Source organism: Acinetobacter sp. CIP A162, assembly GCF_000367905.1.
Lineage (GTDB): Bacteria > Pseudomonadota > Gammaproteobacteria > Pseudomonadales > Moraxellaceae > Acinetobacter > Acinetobacter lwoffii.
The window spans coordinates 748,683-774,936 of the sequence record NZ_KB849159.1 but is presented as its reverse complement, the minus strand read 5'-3'; the positions used below and the strand labels follow the sequence as shown (position 1 = coordinate 774,936).

Here is a 26,254-nt window from a genome sequence, read left to right as displayed (position 1 = left end):
TTTAATCAAAATATGGCACTTGTTTACGGGCTGGTGATAATTCCTCTGATGTTGGTTTTCAGTTGAGTTTCAGCCCGCCCAGACCAATCTATTTCAAGGAGTGCACGAGTGGCAAACTCTGCTCAAGCTAAAAAACGTGCTCGTCAAAACGTTAAAGCACGCAAACACAACGCAAGCTTGCGTTCTATGGTTCGTACCTATCTTAAACGTACATTAGCTGCTATCAGCACTAATGACTATGCAGTTGCTACTGAAGCGTACAAATCGCTTGTTCCAGTAATCGACCGTATGGCTGACAAAGGCATCATCCATAAAAACAAAGCAGCTCGTCATAAGAGCCGCTTGAACGCGCAAGTTAAAGCACTAGCTTCTAACTAATCGCAAATGAAAAAAGCCCTTTTTAGGGCTTTTTTTGTGTCTGGAATTTGAAGAAACTAAAAAATATAATGACTCATTCAGAAAAATAATTTGTTTAGACAGCACTCATCCAGTCAATGCGATACTGTGAGATAAAAACCTGAATCTCCCTCTCTTTTAGATTATTGATCTTTATCCATAGAGGATGGCGAAGTGGTTTTATCCTGTTTCGTATTGTCAGTGTCCCGCTTTTGACATGCGGTTAAACCCAAAATCGCGATCAGGCTAAAAATTGTGATAACTTTCATAATTTTCCTCAAGATGAATATTTCTATATTTATTAAGCATAGATAATTTTTATACTTACATTATTGAATTTTCACCCTATAAATGTAAAAGGTGCAGTTTAAAATTTATTTTTATCGTTTTAGCCTGAACTTTATTGAATGATCAATATGAAACGCCCCACCATCTTTATAATTTCTAACTCCCCAATAAAAAACTCAATTGCTGTGAACAATTGAGTTTTGAATAGATCAATTTAATTTAAGAAAGTTGGGAACGTTTAAAATCAGCAATATCCAGTTCATGTACCTGACCGCGCCAGATCCATTTCAGTTTGGACTCCAAAAACACATCACCTTCAAACCAGACAAACAGACCTTCCATCATTTTTGGCCAGTCTTCCCGACTGACGTCTTGACGCCCTGACATCACTGCAATCATCGCTGCGAGAATAGTATCGTGGCTGACAGCCAAACTCAGCCCATATTTATTTTGTGGATGGGTGTTGTAAATCAGTTCCAGTACATCCACCACGCCATGAATCGGCTGTTTCATCCCAGGCAAGGCATTATTGACAAAACTGTTAATAAAACCGAGTGCACCCTGCTTGGCAAAATAAGGCCCAGCTTTTTGAATATCCAGCACAAAGCTGCCAGGCTCCATCAGAAGTCCCTGTTCAATAATTTCAATACGATGGGTATTCTGCTCAGGGGTAACCGCATCTGCCCCTTCAATCATCAATGCAGCGGTATCAATACACCGCTGGATCGGACTTGAAATACAGTGATGAATCACACGATCAGTTTGATCAGCCAGATAAGCACCCCATTCCTGCGCCAGATCCCGCCCCTGATTGGTCAGTTGCAGATCATAGCCTGCCAAACCTTGACCCGGAACCTCTTCACGAATCGAATGCCGTGTAAATAAGGTGACAGGCGTCTGTACATCGGGCAATAAATCAATTGCACTCAACATACTCGGTGGAAGCAGTTTCAGGGACACGTTACAGCCAACTCTGGATTTGGTAATAGGTTAAGCACCACTATAACACGCTCAGAATTTTGCTCAATGCTCGGCCTGCATGTCAGAAACCGCCTGCAATGCAATAATTTTCATATCATTATTCTTATAAGCAATGAATCCGCCATTCAGCAAAGTATCCCGATGATTATAAATAAATGGGCGACCTTCTAAATCGACCAAGCCACCCCCAATCCGTTCGAGCATACATTGACCAGCGCTGGTATCCCATTCCGAGGTCGGATGAAAACGTGGATAGATATCCACCTGATCTTCCAGCATCATGCAAAATTTATAAGCGCTGCCCGCTTTAAATTCAGTGTAGTCCGTGAGCTTGGCCAAACTTTGTAAATATTCGAGATATTTCGGTTTCTGCTGGCTACTTTGGCTCAACCCTACAGCAATCATTTTAGATGTCGAAGACATTGCATAAGCAAACCATGTTCTAGTTTGAATATCATATTTATAAGGCAAGCCCTGCTCAGGACAGAAATAAATCAGTTGCTGCTCTGGAACCGCCAATATGGCAAAAGTGGTCAAACTGCCTCTGACCAGACTCAAATTAATGGTAAATTCGGGGCGCTGGTGCAAAAACTCTTTAGTGCCATCTAACGGATCCAGTAACCAGAATTCTGACCATGAGCGGCGTTCATGTTCCTGTCCTTCTTCAGACAGTAAAGGCAAGCTGGAAATCTCTGCCAAAGCTTGGGTCAGATAAGTATTAACCCGAAAATCTGCCTGAGTCACCGGAGAATTATCATTTTTTTTGATGACATCAAAAGCTGCACCAGAACAATAACGCTGATATTCTTCTCGCAAAATTTCACAGGCTTGTGTCAAAATGGGCACAAACTGCAAAATCATTGGATCTTGTGGTGCTGCTGTTGCTTTAAACATAGAAAACCTAAATATGTCAAAATGCTCTGAAAAACCTACCATAATTTTCGATATGGATGGCACTTTACTTGATCTTGCCTACGATGATTTCATCTGGAACGAGTTATTGCCTGTGCGTTATGCTGCCACACATGGCTGTAGCCTGGAACACAGCCAGGCGACACTCTATGCATTCTATCAGGAACATAATCATACCTTAAACTGGTACTCTTCACGCTTCTGGACGGCTAAAGTCGAAGTCGATGTTCTGGCGATGCAAATTGAACATAAAGATAAAGTGGCCTTACGCCCGCATTGTCTCGAATTGCTCGATTATCTTAAAAATAATGGCTATCCCATCTGGCTGGCCACCAATGCTGACTGTGCGGGTCTAGCATTTAAACTGGATCATTTGAATTTAAGAGATTATTTCGATGTGATTGTCAGTTCAGAAACGATCGGACATGCCAAAGAATTTATCGAGTTCTGGCAAGGCCTGAATGCGTTGCATCCATTTGACCCTGCACATGCTTATTTTATTGATGATACTGAAAAAGTCCTGAATGGGGCTCAAGCCTATGGCATTCAGAACCTGTTCAGCATCCAGCAGCCCTCTTCAGCCAAAGTAGCACGTCAGACTTGTAATTACCCGATGCTGCACCAATTAACAGATTTAATCACTCATTTAAATCAGGCTGAGGTAGAAAAAAAATATGCGTAAATCGTCTTTACCCGAAGATGCGGTAGGCATGCGTATAGACAAATGGCTGTGGGCAGCACGGTTTTTTAAAACCCGCTCGATTGCCAAACATGCGATTGAAGGTGGCAAAGTCCATCACAATGGTGAACGTGTCAAGGTATCGCGCGAAGTCCGTGTTGGTATGGAACTGACGATTCAGCAAGGCATCGACAAAAAAACCGTGCTGGTTAAGGAACTTTCTGATGTTCGTGGACCTGCACCCGTGGCACAAAAACTGTATGAAGAAACCGAAGTCAGTATTGCACGCCGGGAATTGATTACATCACAAAGAAAGTTGCATAATCTAGCTCGTCCCGACCATCGTCCAAGCAAGAAGGATCGTCGTGATATCAGTAGATTTAAAAATGAAAATAGTCAGAATTTCGATCAGTCATGGTCCTATAATGACGATTAAATTTAAGCGTCAGAATATGTCGTACATGCGCTGACTTTTATAGAACACTAGGGAAAATTCTGTCACTATACACCTGTGGAACAAAGCTCTAATTTAAGACATCCACTTGAGTACTAACTTAGTGACATCGTATTGAGGTTGTAAGATGGATGAGAATAAAAACAAGGCGCTCAACGCTGCCTTAAGCCAGATTGAAAAACAGTTTGGTAAAAATACAGTTATGCGTCTTGGTGACAATACCGTTCAGGCAGTTGAAGCTGTGTCTACAGGCTCTTTAACGCTGGATATTGCACTCGGTATTGGTGGTTTACCTAAAGGTCGTATCGTCGAGATCTATGGTCCTGAATCTTCAGGTAAAACCACAATGACCCTGCAAGCAATTGCAGAGTGTCAGAAAGCAGGCGGTACGTGTGCATTCATCGATGCGGAACATGCACTTGATCCTCAATATGCGCGCAAACTGGGCGTAGATATTGACAACCTGCTGGTATCGCAACCGGATCACGGTGAACAGGCACTTGAAATCGCAGACATGCTGGTACGCTCTGGCGCGATCGACATGATCGTTGTCGACTCTGTTGCTGCATTGACTCCGCGCGCTGAAATTGAAGGCGAAATGGGTGACTCGCATATGGGTCTGCAAGCCCGTTTAATGAGCCAGGCACTGCGTAAAATTACTGGTAATGCCAAGCGTTCCAACTGTATGGTGATCTTCATTAACCAGATTCGTATGAAGATTGGTGTCATGTTTGGTAGCCCTGAAACCACAACTGGTGGTAACGCACTGAAATTCTATGCCTCTGTTCGCTTGGACATCCGTCGTATCGGCCAAGTGAAAGAAGGTGACGAGATTGTTGGTTCTGAAACCAAAGTCAAAGTCGTGAAAAACAAAATGGCGCCTCCGTTTAAAGAAGCTTTATTCCAGATTCTTTATGGCAAAGGTGTTAACCATCTAGGTGAATTGATCGACCTTGCTGTACAGCAAGAAATCGTGCAGAAAGCTGGTGCGTGGTATTCTTATCAAGGCGACAAAATTGGCCAGGGTAAGAACAACACCATCCGTTATCTGGAAGAGCATAAAGAAATGGCTCAGACGATTGAAAAACTGATTCGTGACCAGCTTCTGACTAAAGCAGTGGTTGTTGAAGAAGACGATAGCAAGGAAGAACCTGACTTTTTAGATGCATGATCTTATTAGATGCATCATCTTTAAACGTCAATACACAGCGCCCTCCGGGGCGTTTTGTTATTATATAGGGAATCTAAAATCCGAGAGAATCATGTCAGACGCGAAATTCAGCAAACTGCTCGATTATGAAACTTTAAAACAGCAATTTGGTGATACTGAAGATCAAGCTCAACCTGCAAAAAGTGCGATCCAAGACGCTCCTGAATTTGATCCTGAAGAACGTTTGTTTTCCTCTACCCCAACTCAGGATGAGAAGAAACCGGGACTGACAGGCTCACGCTTACGTTCTTATGCCTTTGCCGTACTGACGCGCAAGGAATATTCCAAAGCCGAACTGATAGAGAAACTAGCCCTCTATGCAGAGCATCGTGATGAAGTTATTAACCTGGTTGAAGAACTGTCCCGTGAGAACTATCAAAGTGATCAGCGTGTGGCGGAAACCATGTTGTCGAGTCAAAAGCGTAAAGGCAAAGGTCCCAATCAAATTAAAATGAAACTCAAGAGCAAAAAGATTGATACTGCTCTGATTTCAGAAGAACTCAAAGAAACCGACTGGGTTCAACAAGCCTATGAACTAAAAGTCAAAAAATATGGCACCGAAGTTCCTAAAGACCCCAAGCTCAAAGCCAAACAGATCCGTTTTTTAATGTATCGTGGTTTTGAAATGGATGCGATTATCAAGGCCATTAACCGTAAAGCAGAAGACTAAGTCTTATATTCTTTGAAAGTCTTAATGAATTAAAAGGATTGGATATTTAATCTAATATTAGTTGGAAAATAAAATAAAGCACGGCAAAAGATAATGATGATTTAATCATTAAAACAATAAGATAATGCTGTTTGACGATATTGAAAAAAAATGATATTTGAGAATAGAAAACTGCGAATTCGCATTGTTATTATAATAAGAATATGGTGGCAACCCTACCAGCAAAGCTCCGGCACATCATAGTTCTATTACCGTTGCTACCTTCCGGTCCTGGCGGGGTTCATAGAGTACAATTGCGAAGTAACCAGCAGGGCTACCATTACAAAAACAGAGTATAGAGATTTTTAATCAAGTTGCAAGCCTTGTTCCGCAAAATAATCCCTTAAGCTATCCATTTGATTATTTTAAAAACAATATTGATATTTCTGCTGATTTTTAAGGGATCTTCACAATCAATCCATCAACACTCAGATTCACATGATCTTTGTAAAACCTTGTTGCATTTTCTAAAAATGCCGTTTTTAATGTGTGCAATGTATATGAATGATCTACTTTGAAAAGATGAGCAGCGGATCCGCATCTCACAAAGAATTATGGAAATTTTATGATGTTTAAAAAGACCGTATTGTGTGCAGTGACAGCACTCTTTACCACGCCTCTATTTGCCAATATTCCGATTGAATCGCGCGGCTTGAGCCAAGCTACGAATCAAACCGCAGTAAATACCCCAGCGGCAATTGCGGCTGGTGCAACTCCAGCAGTTCAAACCAATACCAGCTGGCAAATCATGCAAAAGAACCAGCAGCTCGAAAATGACTTGCGGATTTTGCGCGGTAAAATGGAAGAACAGGAAAATGAGATTGAACGGCTCAAAAATGAACTGACCAATCGTTATGCCGATCTCGATCAGCGTCTCGAACTATTGCAGCAAAAAATTGAACCTGCTGAAGACAATCCAACGGAGGAAAACCCACAGGATACTGCACCCAGCCTAAACACAAATAAGGTCAATACAGCAAGCAGCGGAAAGCAACCTGCTGAGCTAGAAAAGGCAGCTTATACCGTGGCTTTAGATGCTTATAAAAATGGCGGTGCAGCCAAAGCCATTGCACCGATGCAAAACTTTATTAAAAACAATCCGAATAGCGTTTATATCAGCAATGCCTATTTCTGGTTAGCGGAATTCAATCTGGCGATTGACCCGCCAAAATTTACTGAAGCGAAACGTAATTATCTGATTGTCGTTGACCGTTACCCAAATTCTGCAAAAGCCTCCACTGCCCTGTATCAGCTTTATAACATCAGCAAAGATGTTGAAAAGAATACTACGCTTGCATCGCAATACAAAACAAAGCTATTGAAGAATTATCCGAAAGCTGAGGAAATTAAATTTCTTAAGTAAAATAGAAATTCCCAAAATAAAAAAGACACCTTCAGGTGTCTTTTTTATTACCTCAAACATTTAGCGCACAATGCCGCGCTTCGACTGTTCAAGAGAGTCAATTAGACGTTGTACTTCAGCCACTTCCGGCAAAATTCCTGTACGGATCTGCTCGATTGCTTCCTGAGTCGTTAAACCTGATTTATAAATCAGTTTAAAGGCATCACGTAAACCGCTGATTACGGTCTTCGACCAGCCTTTACGACGCATGCCTTCAATATTCATGGCAAATGCATGCGCAGGATTACCTGAAACCATCACATAAGCCGGCACATCTTTCAAAATCAGTGATGCACCACCAATCATGCTATAAGAATCAATCTTACAGAACTGATGAATGCCCGAGTTTCCGCCAATGACGACGTAGTCCCCGACATGGACATGTCCAGCCACACCGACGTTATTGGCAAAGATATTATAATCTCCAACCATACAGTCATGTGCAATATGAGTATTGACCATGAGCAGGTTATGACTACCGATCTTGGTCAGGCTCTGGTCCTGAACCGTACCACGATGCAGACTGCAATGCTCACGAATCTTGTTGTGATCGCCAATCTCAAGCCAGGTTTCTTCACCAGCATACTTAAGATCCTGACACACCTCGCCTACACTGGCGAACTGGAAAATTTCATTATATTCACCTATACGCGTATAGCCACCCACCACCACGTGTGAATGAAGTTTGCTACCCGCACCAATAGTGACATTTGGCCCGATAATACAATATGGGCCAATTTCTACATCAGCAGCAATGACTGCTGACGGGTCAATAATGGCAGTTGGATGAATAAGGGGATTATTGCTCATGCCTGCTCGACTTTTTGATGCGAAACCATAATTTCCGCGGTTGTTGCGACGACGCCATCTACAGTGGCAATACAATTATATTTGTAAATGCCCCGCTTTTGCATCACTAATTCAGATTTTAAAACCAATTGGTCACCTGCAACCACCTGTTTTTTAAATCTAACTTTTTCCGCACCGGCAAACAGGAACAAAGAACCTTCACTTGGTACTTCGTTATTCATCACAAAACCCAGAATTCCAGAGATTTGTGCCAGTGCCTCAACAATCAGTACACCTGGCATAATTGGATAATTCGGAAAATGGCCTTGTAAAAACTCTTCATTAATTGAGACGTTTTTATAACCAACAATGCCATTATCGGTAATTTCGACGACGCGATCAACCAATAAAAATGGATAGCGATGGGGCAAATATTCACGAATCTTTTGAATATTCATTGGCAATTCAGGCTTCGTGAATGTAGGCAAATTCGACTCTGTCATCATAATTATTTACGCAACTTAAATGTTGATTCAATGGACTCAATCTGAGATTGCATATGATCTAGTCGTTTGATCACCTGGGTCAATGGCACATCTGCTAATTGTCTGAGGCGAACCACGGTACGTTTCCATTTCTGATTTTCAAACAGACCAATCCCGGATGAATATTTTCCAGCTTCAGAAATATTATTTGTCACCATTGACATTCCGGTCAACGTCACATTATCAGCAATATTCAAGTGTCCAGAAATCGCAGAGGCACCACCAATGATACAGTTTTTGCCAATTGAAACACTTCCTGCAACGGCAGTTTTTGCAGCAATCGCGGTATGTGCACCAATTTTAACGTTATGTGCGATTTGCACAAGATTATCAATGATCACACCCTGTTGCAAAATCGTATCATCCAGTGCACCACGGTCTACGCTACAATTTGACCCAATACGCACATCATCCTCAATGCATACAGAACCTAATTGCGCAATACGGTGCCATTTACCCTGATAAGGTGCAAAACCAAACCCTTCGCTACCAATCACGCTATTGGCATGAATGCGCACCCGATTACCAATTTTTGCTGCGCCGGTGAGGGTCACATGTGAGTCAATAAAACAGTCCTGACCGATCTCGACATCATCATCGATCTGCACATGCGCCTGAACAATCGTATTCGCACCCACGACACAATGCTCACCAATCACCACGTAATGACCAATATAAGCATCGTCCGCAATCACTGCCGACGGGTGAATTTGAGCAGTACTCTCAATGCCACGCTGGCGATGTTTTTTCTCAAAGACATGCGTCAGAATCGCAAAAGCCAGATAGGGATTTGCCACAACAATAAAGTTTTGATGTGAAGTTATCTGTTGTTTTAGTTCAGCCGTGACAATTAAAGCACCTGCCTGACTTTGATTGGCCTGCTCTACATATTTATCGGCATTCACAAATGCCAGATCGTGTGAAGTTGCCTGTTCAAGACTGGCCAAAGCGCTCAAACGTAAATCTGTCTGACCTATGCACTCGCCCTGAACCAGGCGAGCGAGATCAGCTAACTGAAGCTGTTGATGATTCATTGATTATTTAATTGCATTAACCTTTTGAATCATTTTATCAGTTAAATCATATTTAGCATCATAAGCAAGCGCTGAATTTTTATTTAAAACCACATCCAGGTTGTTTTCTCTACGCAATTGTTCAGCAATTTGCTTTACCCGTGCATCAAATACAATTCGGATCTGCTGAATCGAGCTTTGGACATTCGTCTGTACAGATTGCTGTAACTGATTCAATTCTTGCAACTTAGCCTGATATTGCACAGACATTTTCTGTTTTTCAGTCTCACTGAGCTTGGTATTGGATTGAGCACGTTGCTGCAAAGTTTCCAGCTCTTTGCTGAGTTGCTCAATCTTAGTGGTTTGTGGCTGAATTTTTTGCTGGAATATCGTGTTTTGTTGTTTCAGATAAGTACTACCTTCAACCACACGCTCCAAGTCAATTACCCCCATACTAGCCGCTTGAGTCAAAGGAGCAACACTTGCCAAAGCCAGGCTCATTGCCATAATCATTTTTTTCATATTATTACTCATTCAAAAAAATTTGCTCACAAAACCTGCAGGCTTTATGAGCAAAATTTAGTTTCTAGGTCAAAACGATTTTAGAAAGTACGTCCAATTTCGAACTGGATGTTTTTAGTATCATCACCGTCTTTTTTATTCAACGGATAAGCATAGCTAAGTGATAATGGTCCAATCATAGTGATCCAGGTGAAACCTGCACCCACGCTATAGCGCATATTATCTGCATCGAAACCGAAGTTATCTTTACAGTACTGCTTTCCATTTACTGAAGTGCCATTAACGAAAATATTTTCATTTGATACATCACATTGGATATCAAACACTTGTGCACCTTCAGCAAAGATGACTGGACGAACCTGACGTGCCCAATCCCCTTTAAATGGTACTGGAAGCACTAATTCGGTACCAAATTGAATTAGTGCATTACCACCTACTTCCTCAGGAGAAGGATCCGTTTGACCTGTATCAGAGAAATATACACCTGGATATTTAGGACCTAATGTACTATTTTCATAACCACGAACCGAACCAAAACCACCTGCATAGAAATTCTTGTAGAATGGCAAGTCATTACCATAACCCAACTTACCATAACCGCGCAGGACAAAATCTTTGCCTAATGGGAAAAATGCCTGAGCGTCATAAGTGACTTTTTGATACTCGACATCACTACCTGGCAAGGCAATTTCAGCATTGACACGATGTGACATACCCGTTGTCGGGAACATCGGTCTATTTAAGGTATTATAAGACCAACCTAAATTAAGGTTATAAGTCAAAAAATCACCCTGGAATTCTTGACCATATGGAACTGGATTAGGGCAAGGCTGGTAACCAGTAACATTCCCAGCAGAATCTTTAATTGGAACTAATGCTTGAGGACAATACTCACCACTTTTTGTTTCTTTTCCGCCATTACGTTCCAAATAATCAGCAACATAAGTCGACACATATGGACCAGTGGTCACATCGGTCTGATCAATGTTCAGGCCTAGGCTAACACTCTGGTTTTCATCAATTGGATAACCAAAGTTAATCCCACCACCGAAACTGTCTGTCACATAGTTATTGACGTTATAATCATCATCCAGCTTGGTTTTACGGTAATACATGTTATAGCCGCGACGCACACCATCAATGGTGAAGTACGGGTCCATCACGCTCAAGTTATAATAATCTTGGGTTTCAGAACGCGACAAATCGATTGAAACACTATTACCTGTACCCAGGAAGTTGGTCTGACTTAAACCTGCCTGGAAAGTTACACCACCGCTTTGTGAGAAACCAACTGCAAGAGTACTGGTCCCTGAATGCTGCTCTTCAACGGCAACATTCAAGTCCACCTGATCTGGTGCACCCGGAATACGTGCAGGTTTGATATCGACAGTTTTAAAGAACCCGGTACGCTCCAGACGGACCTTAGACAGGTCAATCTTTTCATTACTAGCAAGTGCACCTTCCATTTGGCGCATTTCACGACGTAGTACTTCATCTGCAGTTTTCGTATTACCAGTGAAATTAATACGTCGCACCGTGACTTGCTGACCCGGATTAATATAATAATTTAGATCAACCAGTTTGGTTTCGTTGTTAATTTGAGGAACAATATTGACTTCTGCATAGTAATAACCTGCATTACCATACTTACGCTGCAATAACTGCTTAACCGCGTTGACTTTTTCCTGCGAATAAATTTCGCCTTCTTTGAAAATTTGTAAAGCCTGTAATTCTTCAGTCTTATAAAGTGCATCACCTAAATATTTGGTTTGACCAAATTTAAATTGTTCGCCTTCATCCACAGAAACTTCGATGAAAACATTCTTTTTATCTTCACTCAAGTTCAGACTGGAATTGGTAATATTAAAATTGATATAACCGCGATTCAGATACATGGCACGCAAAGCTTCTAGGCTCGCCGCCATCTTTTCACGTGCATAACGGTCATTACGCGAAATGACCGAACTCCAGCCACTTTCTTTTACGGCAAAGGCCTGCTTGATATCAGACTCTTTAAATACGGTATTCCCGATAATATTGATATCGAAAACTTTAGCCGCTTTACCTTCAATAAAATCAATCAGCAATTCAACACGGTTATTTGGTCGAGGCGTCGTGGTGACCGTAATATCGGCATCATAACGACCTTGCTGCATGTATTGCTGTTCAAGTTCAGTTTCAATGGTTTGCAGTGCTGATTTTTTCAGCACTTCGCCTTCAGCCAGACCCATTTTTTTCAGGCCTTCTTCAAGTGCTTCCTTAGGAATCAGCTTATTGCCTTTCAATTCGATTTTCGAAATGACCGGGCGTTCAACAACTTGGAAAACCAAGGTATTGCCCTGCTGAACGGCTTTAATGTCATCAAACAGGCCTGATGCATACATGCTACGAATTGCATTGGCAATGACTGGATCATTGACCCGATCACCACTGTTAATCGGCACTAGGCCATACACATTGTCAGGAGTTAAACGTACTAATCCATCAAATTTTATATCTTGTACAATGAATTCATCTGCTGCATATACTTGTTGTGCTACTGCCATTGCACTAACGAGTGCCAGAGGCATAAATAAATGTGTGTGCTGCATGCCAGTCTTTTCCGCTGTTAATTTATTCCATTTACGTTGTTATAAACGCATAAAATCATTAAATAATGCCAGAAGCATCATACTGCCGAGCAGTACCATACCAATTTTTAGTCCAACCAATTGTATTTGTTCGGAAACAGGTTTACCACGAATTAATTCAACAAAATAGTAAACCAGATGTCCGCCATCAAGCATTGGAATGGGTAGTAGATTTAATATTCCTAAACTTACACTCATTAGCGCCATAAAGGAAATAAAAGTTTCCCAGCCCATTTCTGCGCTTTGTCCTGCCACTTTGGCGATGGTAATTGGACCTGATAAATTATCCAGGCCAATCAGGCCACGTACCATTTTGACAATCGAGTTCAGAATCATCGAAGATAAATGTGCTGTTTTATCAAACGCCATTACCAGTGCTTCGCCTGGCGAGTAATGAATGGTCTGTTTATATTCTGCAGGAATATTCAGTTTACCCGGATCGCTTTGTACGCCCAGCATACCGGTCACATTGCCCATATTGTCACGTTTGCCTTGCGGCATGACTTCTAGCTGAACCACCTGATTTTCGCGTAGAACATCCATTTTGAGTAATTTTTCTGGAGATGCCTGTACCACCTGCACCACATCAAACCAGTCTTTCATCTGAACGCCGTCAATAGCCAGGATCTTGTCGCCTTCTTTCAAACCTTGACGGATGGCTGCACCATCTTCACTCAGCTTGCTGATCACTGCCGGAATTTCTGGCCGATAAGGCAAGAACCCCAGGCTTTCTAGCGGCGATTGACTTTGATCTTTTAAATAGTTTTGAATCGGCAACTGAAACAGTTTGTTTTCACCAGCGCGATCTGCCTGAATAGAAACTACGCCAGTTTCACCAACACGATCTACCAAGGCATAACTGAGTTTTTCCCAAGTTTCCACCTGAGTACCATCCACAGCTACAATTTTGTCGCCCGGCTGCATTTGTACGGTTGCAGCAGGCGTATTTGGTAAAATTTTGCCTACACGGGTATTGAGCTGTTCTTGTGCCGGTAAAAATAACACCCAGAATAGAAGAACTGCAAAAATCAGGTTGATTAATGGTCCCGCTGCCACGATGGCGATTCTTTTCCACGGATGCTGACGATTAAAAGCTTTGGGTAAGTCTTCTTCAGCGACATTACCTTCACGTTCATCCAGCATCTTGACATAGCCACCCAAAGGCAAGGCAGACAATTGATACTGAATTCCGGATTTTTTCGAGGTCCATTTTAATAATGTTGGCCCAAATCCAATCGAATAGACCAATACTTTAACGCCCAGTTTACGCGCCACAATATAGTGACCGAACTCGTGAATCGCAATTAAGGGACCGAGTAAGAGAATTGCTGCGGCAATCATAAACAAGGCATTCATATCTTAACTTCCTTTACTCACAACGTATTGCTGTGATACACCTCGTGCCATTTGATCTGCTTGCAAGATAGCGTCCAGATCATGTGCAGGTTGATTGTCCATCTGATTTAGGACATGCTCAACTACCTGAGGAATTTGGGTAAATCTGATCTGTTGATTTAAAAATGCAGCAACTGCAATTTCATTGGCCGCATTTAAAATCGTAGGTGCAATTCCGCCACTCTGCATGGCCTGACGGGCCAGTTTTAATGCAGGGAAACGGAGCATATCCGGTTCTTGAAAATTAAGTTGTGAATGCATAAACAGATCCAGTGGCGCCACATGCGTACTAATACGCTCAGGCCATGCCAAAGCATGTGCAATAGGCGTGCCCATATCTGGATTACCCATTTGTGCCAAAGTCGAACCATCAACGTATTGAACCATGGAGTGAATAATACTCTGTGGATGCACAACAACTGTAACAAATTGTTCTTGAACTGCAAACAAATGGCAGGCTTCGATCAATTCTAAACCTTTATTCATCAAGGTAGCAGAATCGACTGAAATTTTTTGACCCATGGACCAGTTAGGATGCTTGCAAGCTTGGGCAGGTGTGACCTCTTCAAGTTGCTGCATGCTATGGTTCAGAAACGGCCCACCCGACGCGGTCAGCAGAATCTGGGATACACCCAGTTTGGGCTTGCCATGACGCTCTGCCTCAAAATAATGCTGTGGCAGACATTGGAAAATCGCGTTATGTTCAGAGTCAACGGGAAGCAGTAATGCCCCATGATCGCGCGCTGCCTGCATCATGATGTCACCCGACATCACCAAAGCTTCTTTATTGGCCAACAGTACGCGTTTACCCGCTTTCACAGCAGCCAATGTCGGCAATAATCCTGCAGCCCCAACGATTGCTGCCATCACAATATCAACATCAGCGTGTTCAGCCACAGCAATTAAACCGGCTTCATCTTGCAGAATTTCAATATTAGCCAAATGATGTTGCTGGAGTCGTTTTGAGAGTTCATCTACTTTTTCAGCCGGCACCACCGCCACTTTAGGACGGTATTGCCGGCAAATTTCAACCAGCTCCTCGATACGACTTTGCGCGGTCACAGCAAAAACCGAGTATGCTTCAGGATGTCGCTGCAAGATTTTTAAAGTACTTTGACCAATGGAACCTGTAGCACCCAGTATACAAACTGCTTGTGACATTTATAAATCTACACCAATAAGTTTTAAAACAGCCATACCTGCTGCAAAGATTGGAGCTGCAGCAAGCAAAGAATCAATACGATCCAGTACTCCGCCATGTCCTGGCAAAATTCGACCTGAATCCTTAATACCGGCACGACGTTTGATCATGGATTCAAACAGGTCACCCAGTACCGAACTAAATACTGTAACCACAGAGAGAATCAGGAATAAAATCAGTTCTGGCCAGGTCATATCCAGATAAAGTAAGGCAACTGCCGTTACAATCAGCATTGAAGTAACAATACCACCATACAGCCCTTCCACAGATTTATTAGGACTAACATTCGGCGCCAACTTTTTCTTGCCAAATTTACGACCCACAAAATACGCACCACTATCTGCGCCCCATACCAGTAAAAACAGGTACATCAGCCACCACGGTGAACTTTGCCAGACAGAGAAAATTGCAGTAACCGCAGCAGAGATCAGAACTACGCCGATTCCGTGCAGGCTGGCGTTGTACCAGCCATCATATTCAGGATAGGTTTTAACCCAGTAAATGCTGAGCAACCAAGTAATTATAGAAGCCACCCATAACAATAAGGCAACTTCGGCAAAATACAATGCCAAAGCTGAAAGTGCTGCAGTGAGCACTCCATATCCCCAAGCAACAGGTTTGATGACATATTTAAATTTTCGCGGCATGAGTTTGAACCACTCATAACCGGCCACCCCAGCAGCAAGAACCATCAATACAAACATTGGATAATGTGATTCAGTAGCAAACATACAGCTCAGTACAACTGCTACCAACACCAATGCGGTTATAATCCGCTCAAACATGTATTAATTCTCAAGTTTTTCCTGATGAATCTGTTCTGATGTTTTACCAAAACGACGTTCACGCCCGCCAAATACGGCAAGTGCATCATCAAGTTCTTCAACGGTAAATTCTGGCCATAGCGTCTCAGTGAAATACAGCTCTGCATAGGCTGCCTGCCACAACAGGAAATTCGACAGACGGAAGTCCCCACCCGTACGAATCAGCAGATCAACTGCAGGTAAATCACCAAGGCTGACATATTGACCAAATACATCAGTATTAATTGCATCAAGATCTAATTTATTTGTTAAAACATCGCTGGCAATTCGCTGTGCAGCTTGTGCCATATCCCACATACCACCATAACTGATTGCAATAGTGAGTGTCATACTATTGAAATTAGCAGTCCTTTCTTCGGCATGCAACATAAGCCCCTGTAATTCTGGGGACAAACGGCTGCGATCACCGATAAAGCGTAAGGCAATATTGAATTTTTCCATGCGGGGTAATTGTTCATGAATGGTGTCAACCAGCAATTTCATGAGCAATTCAACTTCAAACTGTGGACGATTCCAGTTTTCACTGGAAAAGGCAAATACAGTTAAAGCCTGGATATTTCTTTTTTTACAGTGTTCAACAATCGGATCCAGAACCGTTTTTCCTTCACGGTGTCCATCACCTTTCTGCATCTGATTTTTTTTGGCAAAACGATTGTTGCCATCCATGATGATGGCAACATGTTTCGGAAGACGGGGATTTTCTTCAGCAACGGTCATCGATGAATTAGACCTTCATCAATTCAGCTTCTTTCGCAGCCAAGCGCTTGTCAACTTCAGCAACAAATTTGTCAGTAATTTTCTGGATTTCGTCAGCAGCACGACGCTCTTCGTCTTCAGAAATTTCTTTTTCTTTCAACAAAGCCTTGATATCGCCCAATACATCACGACGGATGTTACGGATCGCTACTTTGGCATTTTCTGCTTCATTACGCGCAACTTTTTGCATGTCACGACGCGTTTCTTCAGTCAACGCCGCCATCGGTACACGAATCGCATCTGCTGTAATTGGGTTCAGACCCAAGTCAGATTCACGAATCGCTTTATCAATTGCAGAAACCATTGAACGTTCGAAAGGCTGGATTAACAAAGTACGTGAATCTTCAACACCTACGTTTGCCACCTGGTTCAATGGAACGTCTGAACCATAGTAAGAAACCATCACGTTATTTAAAATTGATGGATGCGCACGACCGGTACGAACTTTTGCAAAACCATGCTCTAGAGATTCTAGAGTTTTGTTCATACGGTCTTCGCTGTCTTTTTTAAGATCGTTAATCATATGATCTTCCTTACTTAATTCTTGAAAAGAGGTTATTACTAAATTAGCGTGTAGTATAAAGTGCTTTGGTGCTCACGTCATTAATTGGTAACGTGAGTCCCTTCTTTTTCACCCATCACAACGGAAAGCAATGCGCCAGATTTATTCATATCGAATACTTGTAGCGGCACGTTGTGATCACGACATAAACAGATTGCAGTTAAGTCCATTACACCCAGCTTTTCGTCCAGAACCTGGTCAAAAGTCAATGTGTCATATTTAACCGCATCATCATATTTGCTTGGATCTTTGTTATATACGCCATCAACTTTGGTCGCTTTCAAAATCAAGTCTGATTCGATTTCGATACCACGTAAACAAGCAGCAGTATCTGTCGTAAAGAACGGATTACCTGTACCTGCCACGAATACACACACTTCACCCTGAGTCAGGTAACGGATCGCATCACGGCTTGAGTAAGACTCAACTACAGCACCAATCGGCAATGCAGACATTAAACGGGTTTTAATATTACGGCGCACCAAAGCGTCGCGAAGTGCCAAACCGTTCATGACTGTTGCCAGCATACCCATCTGGTCGCCAGTTACACGGCCAACCAGACCATCTTTTTGTAGCTGGCTACCGCGATACAGGTTACCACCACCCACAACAATACCTACTTGTACGCCTAAACCCACGAGGTGCGCAATAGAAAGTGACATCTGATCGAGCACTTGTGCATCGATCCCCATGTCTTTATTGCCTGCCAGCGCCTCACCAGAAAGCTTTAACAGGATGCGACCAAAGCGTGGCTTTTTAGAATCCAACATCATCAAACTCCAAAGTATTCAATTTAAATTTTTTTAATTCAAAATCTTAAGCAGACTTGACTGAAATGAGTTTTGCATACAGATCGTATTCATCTGCATCAGTAATTTCGACTTCAAGTAAATCCCCCGCCTTGATGACGCTTTTATCGATATCTTCAACAAAAACATTACCATCAATTTCAGGTGCATCTGCATAAGAACGCGCAACCGCTACCGGGAATTCATCTTCCAGGTCATCTACCAGCACAGTCATGGTCTGACCGATACGTTTTTGGAGTTTGGCTGCCGAGATTTCTTGCTGAACCTGCATGAAACGCTCATAACGCTCTTGTTTAATTTCTTCAGGAACGTGATCTGGCAAATCATTTGCTGTCGCACCTTCAACTGGCGAATAGGTAAAACATCCCACACGATCCAGCTGGGCTTCTTTCAGCCAGTCCAGTAACATCTGGAAGTCTTCTTCAGTTTCACCCGGGAAGCCCACCACAAATGTTGAACGCAACACCAGATCAGGACATTTCTCGCGCCAGATTTTCAAACGCTCCAGTGTATTTTCACTGTGCGCAGGGCGTTTCATCAGTTTGAGAATTTTTGGACTCGCGTGCTGGAATGGAATATCCAGATAAGGCAGGATTTTACCTTGTGCCATCAGGTCAATCACAGCATCCACATGCGGATACGGGTAAACATAGTGCAAACGCACCCAGATTCCCAACTGACCTAATGCTTCACACATGTCATAGAATTTGGTTTTAACCGGCTGGCCATTCCAGAAATCCAGCTTGTATTTCGTGTCCAGGCCATAAGCAGAAGTATCCTGGGAGATGACGAGTACTTCTTTTACACCGGCACGTTTCAGCGCTGCAGCTTCATCAAGCACAGAACCGACTGGACGTGAAACCAGATCGCCACGCATGCTTGGAATAATACAGAAGGTACAACGATGGTTGCAGCCTTCAGATATTTTCAGATAAGCATAGTGTTTTGGCGTCAGGCGGATGCCTTGCTCTGGAACCAGATCAATAAATGGATTGTGTTTTGGCGGCTCAGGTACGTATTGATGAACCGCATCCATAACTTCTTTATATGCCGCTGCACCTGTCACTTTCAGGACATTGGGATGCATTTGGCGAATCTTGTCTTCGTCTTTACCTAGACAACCTGTTACGATCACGCGACCATTCGCGCTCATCGCCTCACCAATCGCATCTAGCGATTCTTGCACTGCGGATTCAATGAAACCACAGGTATTTACTACAACTAAATCAGCACCGTCATAATCCGAAGCGACGTCATAACCTTCAGTCTTTAACTGGGTTAAAATACGTTCAGAATCTACCAATGCCTTAGGACAACCTAAAGATACAAAACCGACTTTGGGGGACTTCATGAATTTTCGCTCTACTAGAATGCGCGTATTGTATGTCTTTTCGCATCATAAAAATAGTTGAAAACCTGACTCTTTGCATCATGCACTAAAATATTGCCATAAAATATTCAACATACCCACTCATGCACCAAAATGAATCATTTTAGATTTACAGCTTCAATTTAATCCGCTATATCTAAGATGAATTGTGTTGCTCTGTCACATTTCTGCATTTCATCGCAATAAATAATCTCTCGTCATAAAAGTTGGCGTGCATCTTGCATCAAATCAGAACTTAAAATTGATTAAATTGCTTTATGAAGATGCCATTGCGCCATTTTAATACAGGAACAAACCCGCGAATGGATCAAATTATTCCGATCGACTATCGTGCTTTAGTGGACAATATGACCACGTGTATCTTATTGATAGACCGCGATCTTAATATTTATTATCTGAATTCTGCCTGTGAAGCCTTATTTGATGTGAGCTTATTCCGCGCGAGCGGCACATCTGTGCTCAATATTTTGCAAAACCCGACAGATGAGTTCAATACCGAAGAAGCCCTGAATAATACTTTAACTACGGGACAACCTTATACACGCCGCGAAGCCACTATTCTGGTCAACTTTAAAGACATTCATGTCGACTACACTGTTTCTCAGCTAAATCTGGGTAAACCTTATCATCCGCTACTGCTCATCGAACTCAATCCTCGCGATCGCATGTTAAAAATTTCACGCGAAGAAAATCTGCTGCAACAGCATCAGGTAGCGCGTCAGCTGATTCGCGGTGTCGCGCATGAAATCAAAAATCCACTCGGTGGCATTCGTGGCGCGACTCAATTACTGGCACGTAGTTTGAATGATCCACAATACAAAGAATTTACCGACATTATCATTAGCGAAGTGGATCGACTGAGAAATCTGGCCGATACCATGCTCGGCTCACGCCAGCTTCCGAGCTATGAACTGGTCAATGTCCATGAACCCTTGGAACGTGTACGTTCACTGATTGCCAACCAGACCAAAAAGAAAATCAAGATTATCCGGGATTACGACTTGTCCTTACCGGAAGTTCTGGCAGACCGTGACCAATTGATTCAGGTCATTTTGAATATTTGCGCCAATGCCGTACAGGCCATGACCGAAAACAAGGAATTCTTTGTCGAACATCAACCGGAACTGATTTTAAGAACCCGGATCCAGCGTCTTTTTACTATTAACGGGGTGATTCACCGCTCTGTGGTACGGATTGATATTGAAGACAATGGCCCAGGTGTGCCGGAAGAGATTATCGAATCGGTGTTTTATCCGCTGGTCACCAGCCGTGCCAAAGGGACCGGACTGGGCCTCAGTATTGCTCAAAATATTATTCATCAGCACAACGGCATGATCGAGTGTCAGTCGGTAGCTGGAAAAACCGTCTTTAGCTTATATTTACCTTGGGAGTCAAATCATGTCGCGAAATAAAATATGGGTGATTGATGACGATCGCGCCATGCGCTGGGTACTGGAAAAGACGTTTAAAGAGGAAGGTCTGGACGTTACCAGTTTTGAAGAAGCACAATCTGCACTGGATCAACTGAGTCTGGAAGCACCCGATGTGATTTTGACCGATATCCGTATGCCAGGAATTGATGGTCTTACCTTCCTGGGCAAGGTTAAACACAATTATCCTGACTTGCCTGTGATTATTATGACGGCGCATTCAGACTTAGAGTCGGCTGTATCCAGTTATCAAACCGGTGCTTTTGAATATTTACCTAAGCCTTTTGATATTGATGAAGCACTGGCGCTGGTAAATCGTGCGATTTTACATATCACCAAGCTACAGCAACAAGAATCAGCAAAAGCCGCCCCACCAATTCAATCTACCGAGATTATTGGTGAATCGCCTGCCATGCAGGAAGTGTTTCGTGCCATTGGCCGTTTATCACAATCGCATATTACCGTGTTGATTAATGGTGAGTCTGGTACAGGTAAAGAACTGGTAGCTCATGCCCTGCATCGTCATTCACCACGCAGTTCAAAACCTTTTATTGCCCTCAATATGGCGGCGATTCCAAAAGACCTGATCGAAACTGAACTGTTCGGCCATGAGAAAGGTGCATTTACCGGTGCTAATACCCAGCGCCAAGGTCGTTTTGAACAGGCAAATGGCGGTACGCTGTTTTTAGATGAAATTGGCGATATGCCATTTGAGACCCAGACCCGTTTATTGCGTGTCCTAGCCGATGGAGAGTTCTACCGAGTTGGCGGTCATATTCCGGTTAAGGTCGATGTGCGTATCGTGGCAGCGACACATCAGGATCTGGAAAAACTGGTTCATGATGGTCGTTTCCGTGAAGACTTGTATCATCGACTGAATGTAATTCGTATTCATATTCCAAAACTGGCACATCGCAGTGAAGATATTCCGATGCTGGCGCAGCATTTTCTGGCGCGTGCCGGAAAGGAACTTGGGGTCAATCCAAAGATATTACGTCCTGAAACCCAAGAATATATGCAGAAATTGCCATGGCAAGGTAATGTGCGTCAACTTGAAAATACCTGTCGCTGGCTGACTGTCATGATCACAGGTCGTGAAGTCTATCCTGAAGACTTGCCACCTGAGCTGAAACAGATTCCAATTCATCAGCAGGATCCGGGTGCGCCAATTCCAACGCTGAACCAGATCGCACCGCATCACTGGGATGAATTGCTGGGTCAATGGGCGATGCAGAAACTCAAAAATGGTGAAATGAAACTTCTGGATGTTGCGACGCCAATGTTTGAACGCACCTTGATCAATGCAGCCTTGCAACAAACCCGTGGCCGTAAACGTCATGCCGCAGAACTTTTAGGTTGGGGTCGCAACACTTTAACGCGCAAGCTTAAAGAATTGGGCATGGATACTACGGATGATGAAATCGAAGAAGAAATAGAAAGTTAATCTTTCCATATAAAAAAGCGCCGATTGGCGCTTTTTTATTGATGATGATTTATGCAGTAAAACCCACATAGCGGAAATACCCATCTATGCCCAGATCAGACTTATATATCAGATAATTTGAATAAGTCGCTTGGGTGATTTCATCCAGCATATTCACCTGATCATCATTGGCATGCAGATCATCTACAGAACGCGGCATGCTGTGCTCGAATTCATCCGTCATATATTCAAAGCCAATATCCATGGCAATAAACAGGGTATGTTCACAAGGTTGCACATACTGCTCTTCTGCCCAATCAATCACGTTGTGCTGACAATGTGGACAGGCAATATTATCAGTGGCCTGAATCGAGAGTGGAATAAGTTGATAAGCCATATAAAAATCAATCTGTTTACTATCCGTATATTTTAGCAAATTTTATGGACTGACTTTATTCAATTAAAAACCTCGACGATAAAAAAAGGAATCTTCAGATTCCCTTTTTGTATTGACAGATATCAATGATCAATTACTTATGAGCAGCCTTATAACGTGATAGTGCGGTGACAGCTACTGCCGATACGACCACTGCTGGCAAACTTGCCACAAGAATGCCCGTCGTTCCCAAACCTAATGCCAGAATTTTTCCAGTTAATAATGGTCCAGTCATCGCCCCTAAATGTCCTAGAGAGATCGCACTACCCACACCGGTGACTTTACCTGCGCCTGAATAAAAAATTGGTGAGATCCCATACAGAATAGATTGGCCACCTGTAGAGAAAATACCCCCCATGACTCCCGCCAAAATTAATAACGGAATAGAAGTTGTGGTGAATAGCAATACCAAGGCAACAAACAAGCCACTATAAATGATAGTCGCCATTTGCCAGAGCTTTAAAAGGTCCAGTAAATAACCCAGGCTTAGGGTTCCAATGACAGCGCCCACCTGGAACACCAACATCACCAAAAATGCCTGCTGTTTCTGCAAACCTTGTTCCATAAGTAAATTTGGCAACCAGCTAATCAAAATATAATTGATCATCAAGGTAAAAAAGAAGCCAACCCAAAGAGGCACTGTATTTTTATACTGTCGCTGCTTGAACAACACCTCAGCCATTCCCGGCACAGCTTCGCCAGAAACCGGTACTTCCGCATTCACTTTAGGCTTATCTTTAAGAATAAATGCCATCAATGGAATCAGTGCTAAAGGCGTTAATCCCCCAATCAGGAACAAGGTTTGTCATTGAATCTCCGGAAGCAACATGGCCAGACCGGCAACAAAGATCGCCCCTACCGGCAAACCACAATACATCAGACTATTTAGCTTGCCACGGTTGGCTTCCGTTGCTTCATCACCGACGACTGAAATCATGGTTGGCATTGCCGCACCTAAACCCAAACCAGTAAAGAAACGCGCTGCATATAAAACTTCGATGCTTGGCGCAATTGCAGTCAACGACATGAACAGACCAAAAATAGTCACAGAAAGCATTAGGACTTTCTTTTGTCCTAGATAATCTGCAATACGTCCGCCAAAGAATGCGCCAAACAGCATTCCAAAGACACCCAGACTAAATACATAGCCCATTTGGATTTGATCTAAACCAAAGCTTGCTGCAATTCCTTTCGCCGCAATCCCGGGAACTTGAAGGTCAAAACCTTCAAAAAATGCGACCCAGAAACATAAGAATATCGTTAATATTTTTTGGGCTTTTTCGCTGTATGACTGTGCCATGACTGATCTCCATCAATAATTCACAAACCGTTTAATAGTCTGACGATCCGTTGCATTATTCTTAACCTAATCTTAATAGAGAAATAGCACGACAATAGTCGGGTTTAAGCACATCAGCATGTGTAAATATCATCTAAATTAGACCTAAAAGATTGTATTTATAGACTTAATACATCTTGATAATATTTATTATATATATTTATCAATAACTTAATTTAATAGTAGTTATTTTTAATTCAACGATAGTCAAAACTTATACAAAACTACAAGCCGATAAAAAGCCCGCTTAATGCGGGCTTTTTTAGCGCAAAATCTTAAGCAGATTTCTTTGCTTGTGCATTCTTACGAATTGTAATCATCACCAGTTGAACTGCTGCAGGGGTTACACCTGGAATACGACTGGCTTGCGCCAATGTTTCAGGACGAACATCTTTCAGTTTCAGGGTAATTTCACGGGACAGACCTGACACGATGTCATAATCGAAATCCGCAGGAATACGGGTTTCTTCAAGACGTTTCATTTGTGCGACGTCTTCATGCTGACGATTAATATAACCCGCATATTTCACTGCAATTTCAATTTGCTCACCGACAAATGGTGATACTTCAGAATTGGTTAACTCTGCAATTTGAGCAAATGAAATGTTTGGACGTTTCAACAAATCAATCGCCGAACATTCTTTAGACAGGTCTGCACCGGTCATCTCAACGAATTTCTTGCCCATTGGGTTATTTGGTGCGGCCCACAAGTGTTGCAAACGGCCTGTTTCTTTTTCCACTGCTTCCATTTTCTCACAGTACACTGCCCAACGCGCGTCATCCACCAGACCCATTTCACGACCAATGGCTGTTAAACGCTGATCTGCGTTATCTTCACGCAGCATCAAACGGTATTCGGCACGTGAGGTGAACATACGGTATGGTTCTTTGGTACCTAATGTGATCAGGTCATCGACCAGAACACCCATGTATGCTTCATCACGTTTTGGCGTCCATTGCTCCTGATCCCAAGCACGGCGTGCAGCGTTCAAGCCTGCAAGCAAACCCTGCGCACCCGCTTCTTCATAACCGGTTGTGCCGTTGATTTGACCGGCGAAATACAAGTTATTAATTGCTTTGGTTTCAAGGGTAAATTTCAACGCTTGTGGGTTGAAGTAATCGTATTCAATGGCATAGCCCGGACGAAGAATGTGCGCATTTTCCATACCACGGATCGAGCGAACCAGTTCAAACTGAACGTCGAACGGTAAAGAAGTCGAAATACCATTTGGATAAAGCTCATGTGTATCCAAGCCTTCAGGCTCCAAGAAGACTTGGTGAGAATCTTTATCGGCAAAACGGTGAATCTTATCTTCAATCGATGGGCAATAACGTGGTCCAACACCTTCGATCACACCCGTGTACATCGGTGAACGGTCTAAACCGCCACGAATGATTTCATGCGTGCGTTCATTGGTATGCGTGATATAGCAATTTACCTGCTCAGGATGCATAGACACATCCCCCATGAATGACATGGTCGGAGATGGGAAATCACCCGGCTGTGGTGTCATCACAGAGAAATCCACTGAACGCGCGTCAATACGTGGTGGTGTACCTGTTTTTAAACGACCCACTGGAAGTTGAAGTTCACGCAAACGATGTGCCAAGGAAATTGACGGCGGATCACCCGCACGACCACCGCTAGATTTCTCCAGACCAACGTGGATGACACCACCTAAGAATGTACCTGCTGTCAGCACCACAGTTTTCGCATCAAAACGGATACCCATTTGGGTAACCACACCTTTAACGGTATCGCCTTCAACAATCAGGTCATCTGCGGCTTGCTGAAAAATATCAAGGTTTGCTTGGTTTTCTAATGTTTCGCGAATAGCCGCTTTATAACGTACACGGTCCGCCTGCGCACGTGTTGCACGTACTGCAGCACCTTTACGCGAGTTCAAAATACGGAATTGAATACCGCCTTTATCGGCAGCCAGTGCCATCGCACCGCCCAAGGCATCAATTTCACGCACCAAATGCGATTTACCAATACCACCGATGGCCGGGTTACAGCTCATCTGCCCTAAAGTCTCAATGTTATGAGTTAAGAGTAAAGTCTGTCGACCCATACGCGCTGCAGCCAGAGCCGCTTCCGTACCGGCGTGACCGCCACCGATAACAATGACATCGTATACTTTAGGATAATGCATAGT

25 protein-coding genes, 1 other RNA gene and 1 pseudogene are annotated in these 26,254 nt (G+C 42.9%); 8 read left to right on the top strand and 19 right to left on the bottom strand.

Annotated features, from left to right (window positions below; translation table 11 throughout):
* Positions 1 to 108: 108 nt before the first annotated feature.
* Entirely contained in the window at positions 109 to 378 is a 270-nt protein-coding gene (gene rpsT / locus F995_RS10085; protein ID WP_004279868.1) for a 30S ribosomal protein S20, read from the top strand.
* A gap of 161 nt (positions 379 to 539) precedes the next feature.
* On the opposite strand, the gene F995_RS17115 is transcribed toward rpsT, so the two are convergent.
* The 3 genes from F995_RS17115 to F995_RS10075 all read right to left on the bottom strand — a co-directional run bounded on the left by F995_RS17115 (position 540) and on the right by F995_RS10075 (position 2,559).
* Positions 540 to 665: a hypothetical protein gene (locus tag F995_RS17115; RefSeq protein ID WP_004646731.1), complete on the bottom strand. Its 126-nt coding sequence runs from the start codon at positions 663 to 665 to the stop codon at positions 540 to 542.
* A gap of 238 nt (positions 666 to 903) precedes the next feature.
* Positions 904 to 1,644 carry a histidine phosphatase family protein gene (locus F995_RS10080; RefSeq protein ID WP_004646730.1) on the bottom strand — a complete coding sequence of 247 codons (741 nt, stop codon included), beginning with the start codon at positions 1,642 to 1,644 and terminating at the stop codon, positions 904 to 906.
* 63 nt (positions 1,645 to 1,707) lie between these two features.
* Positions 1,708 to 2,559: a 3'(2'),5'-bisphosphate nucleotidase CysQ family protein gene (locus tag F995_RS10075; protein ID WP_004646729.1), complete on the bottom strand. Its 852-nt coding sequence runs from the start codon at positions 2,557 to 2,559 to the stop codon at positions 1,708 to 1,710.
* A gap of 13 nt (positions 2,560 to 2,572) precedes the next feature.
* On the opposite strand from F995_RS10075, the gene F995_RS10070 reads away from it, so the two are divergent.
* The 4 genes from F995_RS10070 to F995_RS10055 all read left to right on the top strand — a co-directional run bounded on the left by F995_RS10070 (position 2,573) and on the right by F995_RS10055 (position 5,590).
* Positions 2,573 to 3,259 carry an HAD-IA family hydrolase gene (locus F995_RS10070; RefSeq protein ID WP_016806963.1) on the top strand — a complete coding sequence of 229 codons (687 nt, stop codon included), beginning with the start codon at positions 2,573 to 2,575 and terminating at the stop codon, positions 3,257 to 3,259.
* Positions 3,252 to 3,692 carry an RNA-binding S4 domain-containing protein gene (locus F995_RS10065; protein ID WP_004646726.1) on the top strand — a complete coding sequence of 147 codons (441 nt, stop codon included), beginning with the start codon at positions 3,252 to 3,254 and terminating at the stop codon, positions 3,690 to 3,692. Before F995_RS10070 ends, F995_RS10065 begins: the two co-directional genes overlap by 8 nt.
* 145 nt (positions 3,693 to 3,837) lie before the next feature.
* Positions 3,838 to 4,881, top strand: a complete 1,044-nt coding sequence (gene recA / locus F995_RS10060) for a recombinase RecA (RefSeq protein WP_004279873.1) — start codon at positions 3,838 to 3,840, stop codon at positions 4,879 to 4,881.
* Between the two features lie 91 nt (positions 4,882 to 4,972).
* Entirely contained in the window at positions 4,973 to 5,590 is a 618-nt protein-coding gene (locus F995_RS10055) for a regulatory protein RecX (RefSeq protein WP_004646725.1), read from the top strand.
* A 213-nt stretch (positions 5,591 to 5,803) separates the two neighbouring features.
* On the opposite strand, the gene ffs is transcribed toward F995_RS10055, so the two are convergent.
* An RNA gene (gene ffs / locus F995_RS16365) (signal recognition particle sRNA small type) lies at positions 5,804 to 5,900 on the bottom strand.
* A gap of 294 nt (positions 5,901 to 6,194) precedes the next feature.
* Here ffs and F995_RS10050 point away from each other — a divergent pair.
* Positions 6,195 to 6,992, top strand: a complete 798-nt coding sequence (locus tag F995_RS10050) for a tol-pal system YbgF family protein (protein ID WP_004646724.1) — start codon at positions 6,195 to 6,197, stop codon at positions 6,990 to 6,992.
* 60 nt (positions 6,993 to 7,052) lie between these two features.
* Here F995_RS10050 and lpxA read toward each other — a convergent pair whose 3' ends face one another.
* The 12 genes from lpxA to rimO all read right to left on the bottom strand — a co-directional run bounded on the left by lpxA (position 7,053) and on the right by rimO (position 19,428).
* Positions 7,053 to 7,841, bottom strand: a complete 789-nt coding sequence (gene lpxA / locus F995_RS10045) for an acyl-ACP--UDP-N-acetylglucosamine O-acyltransferase (protein ID WP_004279876.1) — start codon at positions 7,839 to 7,841, stop codon at positions 7,053 to 7,055.
* Positions 7,838 to 8,323, bottom strand: a complete 486-nt coding sequence (gene fabZ, locus F995_RS10040; protein ID WP_026055766.1) for a 3-hydroxyacyl-ACP dehydratase FabZ — start codon at positions 8,321 to 8,323, stop codon at positions 7,838 to 7,840. Before fabZ ends, lpxA begins: the two co-directional genes overlap by 4 nt.
* A gap of 5 nt (positions 8,324 to 8,328) precedes the next feature.
* Complete coding sequence (gene lpxD, locus F995_RS10035; protein WP_004646721.1) at positions 8,329 to 9,399, bottom strand: UDP-3-O-(3-hydroxymyristoyl)glucosamine N-acyltransferase; 1,071 nt, start codon at positions 9,397 to 9,399, stop codon at positions 8,329 to 8,331.
* Between the two features lie 3 nt (positions 9,400 to 9,402).
* The gene (locus tag F995_RS10030) at positions 9,403 to 9,900 is read right to left on the bottom strand and encodes an OmpH/Skp family outer membrane protein (RefSeq protein WP_004646720.1); all 498 of its coding nucleotides are present in this window, start codon (positions 9,898 to 9,900) and stop codon (positions 9,403 to 9,405) included.
* 80 nt (positions 9,901 to 9,980) lie between these two features.
* Positions 9,981 to 12,491, bottom strand: coding sequence for an outer membrane protein assembly factor BamA (gene bamA / locus F995_RS10025; RefSeq protein ID WP_004646719.1), 2,511 nt, complete (start codon positions 12,489 to 12,491; stop codon positions 9,981 to 9,983).
* 39 nt (positions 12,492 to 12,530) lie between these two features.
* Positions 12,531 to 13,886, bottom strand: a complete 1,356-nt coding sequence (gene rseP, locus F995_RS10020; RefSeq protein WP_004646718.1) for an RIP metalloprotease RseP — start codon at positions 13,884 to 13,886, stop codon at positions 12,531 to 12,533.
* 3 nt (positions 13,887 to 13,889) lie between these two features.
* Positions 13,890 to 15,086 (bottom strand): 1-deoxy-D-xylulose-5-phosphate reductoisomerase, encoded by a 1,197-nt coding sequence (gene ispC, locus F995_RS10015; RefSeq protein WP_004646717.1) that lies wholly within the window; start codon positions 15,084 to 15,086, stop codon positions 13,890 to 13,892.
* Positions 15,087 to 15,911: a phosphatidate cytidylyltransferase gene (locus F995_RS10010; protein ID WP_004646715.1), complete on the bottom strand. Its 825-nt coding sequence runs from the start codon at positions 15,909 to 15,911 to the stop codon at positions 15,087 to 15,089.
* A 3-nt stretch (positions 15,912 to 15,914) separates the two neighbouring features.
* Positions 15,915 to 16,667, bottom strand: a complete 753-nt coding sequence (gene uppS / locus F995_RS10005) for a polyprenyl diphosphate synthase (protein ID WP_004646714.1) — start codon at positions 16,665 to 16,667, stop codon at positions 15,915 to 15,917.
* Between the two features lie 7 nt (positions 16,668 to 16,674).
* The gene (gene frr, locus F995_RS10000; protein WP_004279885.1) at positions 16,675 to 17,229 is read right to left on the bottom strand and encodes a ribosome recycling factor; all 555 of its coding nucleotides are present in this window, start codon (positions 17,227 to 17,229) and stop codon (positions 16,675 to 16,677) included.
* A gap of 80 nt (positions 17,230 to 17,309) precedes the next feature.
* Positions 17,310 to 18,038, bottom strand: a complete 729-nt coding sequence (gene pyrH / locus F995_RS09995; RefSeq protein ID WP_004646713.1) for a UMP kinase — start codon at positions 18,036 to 18,038, stop codon at positions 17,310 to 17,312.
* Between the two features lie 46 nt (positions 18,039 to 18,084).
* The gene (rimO, locus tag F995_RS09990) at positions 18,085 to 19,428 is read right to left on the bottom strand and encodes a 30S ribosomal protein S12 methylthiotransferase RimO (RefSeq protein WP_004646712.1); all 1,344 of its coding nucleotides are present in this window, start codon (positions 19,426 to 19,428) and stop codon (positions 18,085 to 18,087) included.
* Positions 19,429 to 19,769: 341 nt separating this feature from the next.
* Here rimO and glnL point away from each other — a divergent pair, with 341 nt between their 5' ends.
* A complete protein-coding gene (glnL, locus tag F995_RS09985) occupies positions 19,770 to 20,879 on the top strand; it encodes a nitrogen regulation protein NR(II) (protein ID WP_004646711.1) in 1,110 nt (369 codons plus the stop codon).
* The gene (gene glnG / locus F995_RS09980; protein ID WP_004646710.1) at positions 20,866 to 22,341 is read left to right on the top strand and encodes a nitrogen regulation protein NR(I); all 1,476 of its coding nucleotides are present in this window, start codon (positions 20,866 to 20,868) and stop codon (positions 22,339 to 22,341) included. Before glnL ends, glnG begins: the two co-directional genes overlap by 14 nt.
* Before the next feature lie 49 nt (positions 22,342 to 22,390).
* Here glnG and F995_RS09975 read toward each other — a convergent pair whose 3' ends face one another.
* From F995_RS09975 to mnmG, 3 genes and pseudogenes are all read right to left on the bottom strand, one after another.
* Entirely contained in the window at positions 22,391 to 22,717 is a 327-nt protein-coding gene (locus tag F995_RS09975; RefSeq protein ID WP_004279890.1) for a hypothetical protein, read from the bottom strand.
* Between the two features lie 133 nt (positions 22,718 to 22,850).
* Positions 22,851 to 24,056: pseudogene (gene mhpT, locus F995_RS17170) on the bottom strand (3-(3-hydroxy-phenyl)propionate transporter MhpT).
* Positions 24,057 to 24,370: 314 nt separating this feature from the next.
* A complete protein-coding gene (gene mnmG / locus F995_RS09960; protein ID WP_004646707.1) occupies positions 24,371 to 26,251 on the bottom strand; it encodes a tRNA uridine-5-carboxymethylaminomethyl(34) synthesis enzyme MnmG in 1,881 nt (626 codons plus the stop codon).
* Positions 26,252 to 26,254 lie beyond the last annotated feature (3 nt).

Coding starts and splice junctions, on each gene's coding strand:
- frr (WP_004279885.1), bottom strand. CDS start 17,229: ATGATTAACGATCTTAAAAAAGACAGCGAAGACCGTATGAACAAAACT.
- bamA (WP_004646719.1), bottom strand. CDS start 12,491: ATGCAGCACACACATTTATTTATGCCTCTGGCACTCGTTAGTGCAATG.
- lpxD (WP_004646721.1), bottom strand. CDS start 9,399: ATGAATCATCAACAGCTTCAGTTAGCTGATCTCGCTCGCCTGGTTCAG.
- uppS (WP_004646714.1), bottom strand. CDS start 16,667: ATGACCGTTGCTGAAGAAAATCCCCGTCTTCCGAAACATGTTGCCATC.
- glnG (WP_004646710.1), top strand. CDS start 20,866: ATGTCGCGAAATAAAATATGGGTGATTGATGACGATCGCGCCATGCGC.
- F995_RS10065 (WP_004646726.1), top strand. CDS start 3,252: ATGCGTAAATCGTCTTTACCCGAAGATGCGGTAGGCATGCGTATAGAC.
- F995_RS10055 (WP_004646725.1), top strand. CDS start 4,973: ATGTCAGACGCGAAATTCAGCAAACTGCTCGATTATGAAACTTTAAAA.
- F995_RS09975 (WP_004279890.1), bottom strand. CDS start 22,717: ATGGCTTATCAACTTATTCCACTCTCGATTCAGGCCACTGATAATATT.
- F995_RS10010 (WP_004646715.1), bottom strand. CDS start 15,911: ATGTTTGAGCGGATTATAACCGCATTGGTGTTGGTAGCAGTTGTACTG.
- F995_RS10050 (WP_004646724.1), top strand. CDS start 6,195: ATGATGTTTAAAAAGACCGTATTGTGTGCAGTGACAGCACTCTTTACC.
- rseP (WP_004646718.1), bottom strand. CDS start 13,886: ATGAATGCCTTGTTTATGATTGCCGCAGCAATTCTCTTACTCGGTCCC.
- fabZ (WP_026055766.1), bottom strand. CDS start 8,323: ATGACAGAGTCGAATTTGCCTACATTCACGAAGCCTGAATTGCCAATG.
- F995_RS10070 (WP_016806963.1), top strand. CDS start 2,573: ATGTCAAAATGCTCTGAAAAACCTACCATAATTTTCGATATGGATGGC.
- pyrH (WP_004646713.1), bottom strand. CDS start 18,038: ATGTTGGATTCTAAAAAGCCACGCTTTGGTCGCATCCTGTTAAAGCTT.
- glnL (WP_004646711.1), top strand. CDS start 19,770: ATGGATCAAATTATTCCGATCGACTATCGTGCTTTAGTGGACAATATG.
- lpxA (WP_004279876.1), bottom strand. CDS start 7,841: ATGAGCAATAATCCCCTTATTCATCCAACTGCCATTATTGACCCGTCA.
- F995_RS17115 (WP_004646731.1), bottom strand. CDS start 665: ATGAAAGTTATCACAATTTTTAGCCTGATCGCGATTTTGGGTTTAACC.
- rimO (WP_004646712.1), bottom strand. CDS start 19,428: ATGAAGTCCCCCAAAGTCGGTTTTGTATCTTTAGGTTGTCCTAAGGCA.
- F995_RS10030 (WP_004646720.1), bottom strand. CDS start 9,900: ATGAAAAAAATGATTATGGCAATGAGCCTGGCTTTGGCAAGTGTTGCT.
- ispC (WP_004646717.1), bottom strand. CDS start 15,086: ATGTCACAAGCAGTTTGTATACTGGGTGCTACAGGTTCCATTGGTCAA.
- recA (WP_004279873.1), top strand. CDS start 3,838: ATGGATGAGAATAAAAACAAGGCGCTCAACGCTGCCTTAAGCCAGATT.
- mnmG (WP_004646707.1), bottom strand. CDS start 26,251: ATGCATTATCCTAAAGTATACGATGTCATTGTTATCGGTGGCGGTCAC.
- F995_RS10075 (WP_004646729.1), bottom strand. CDS start 2,559: ATGTTTAAAGCAACAGCAGCACCACAAGATCCAATGATTTTGCAGTTT.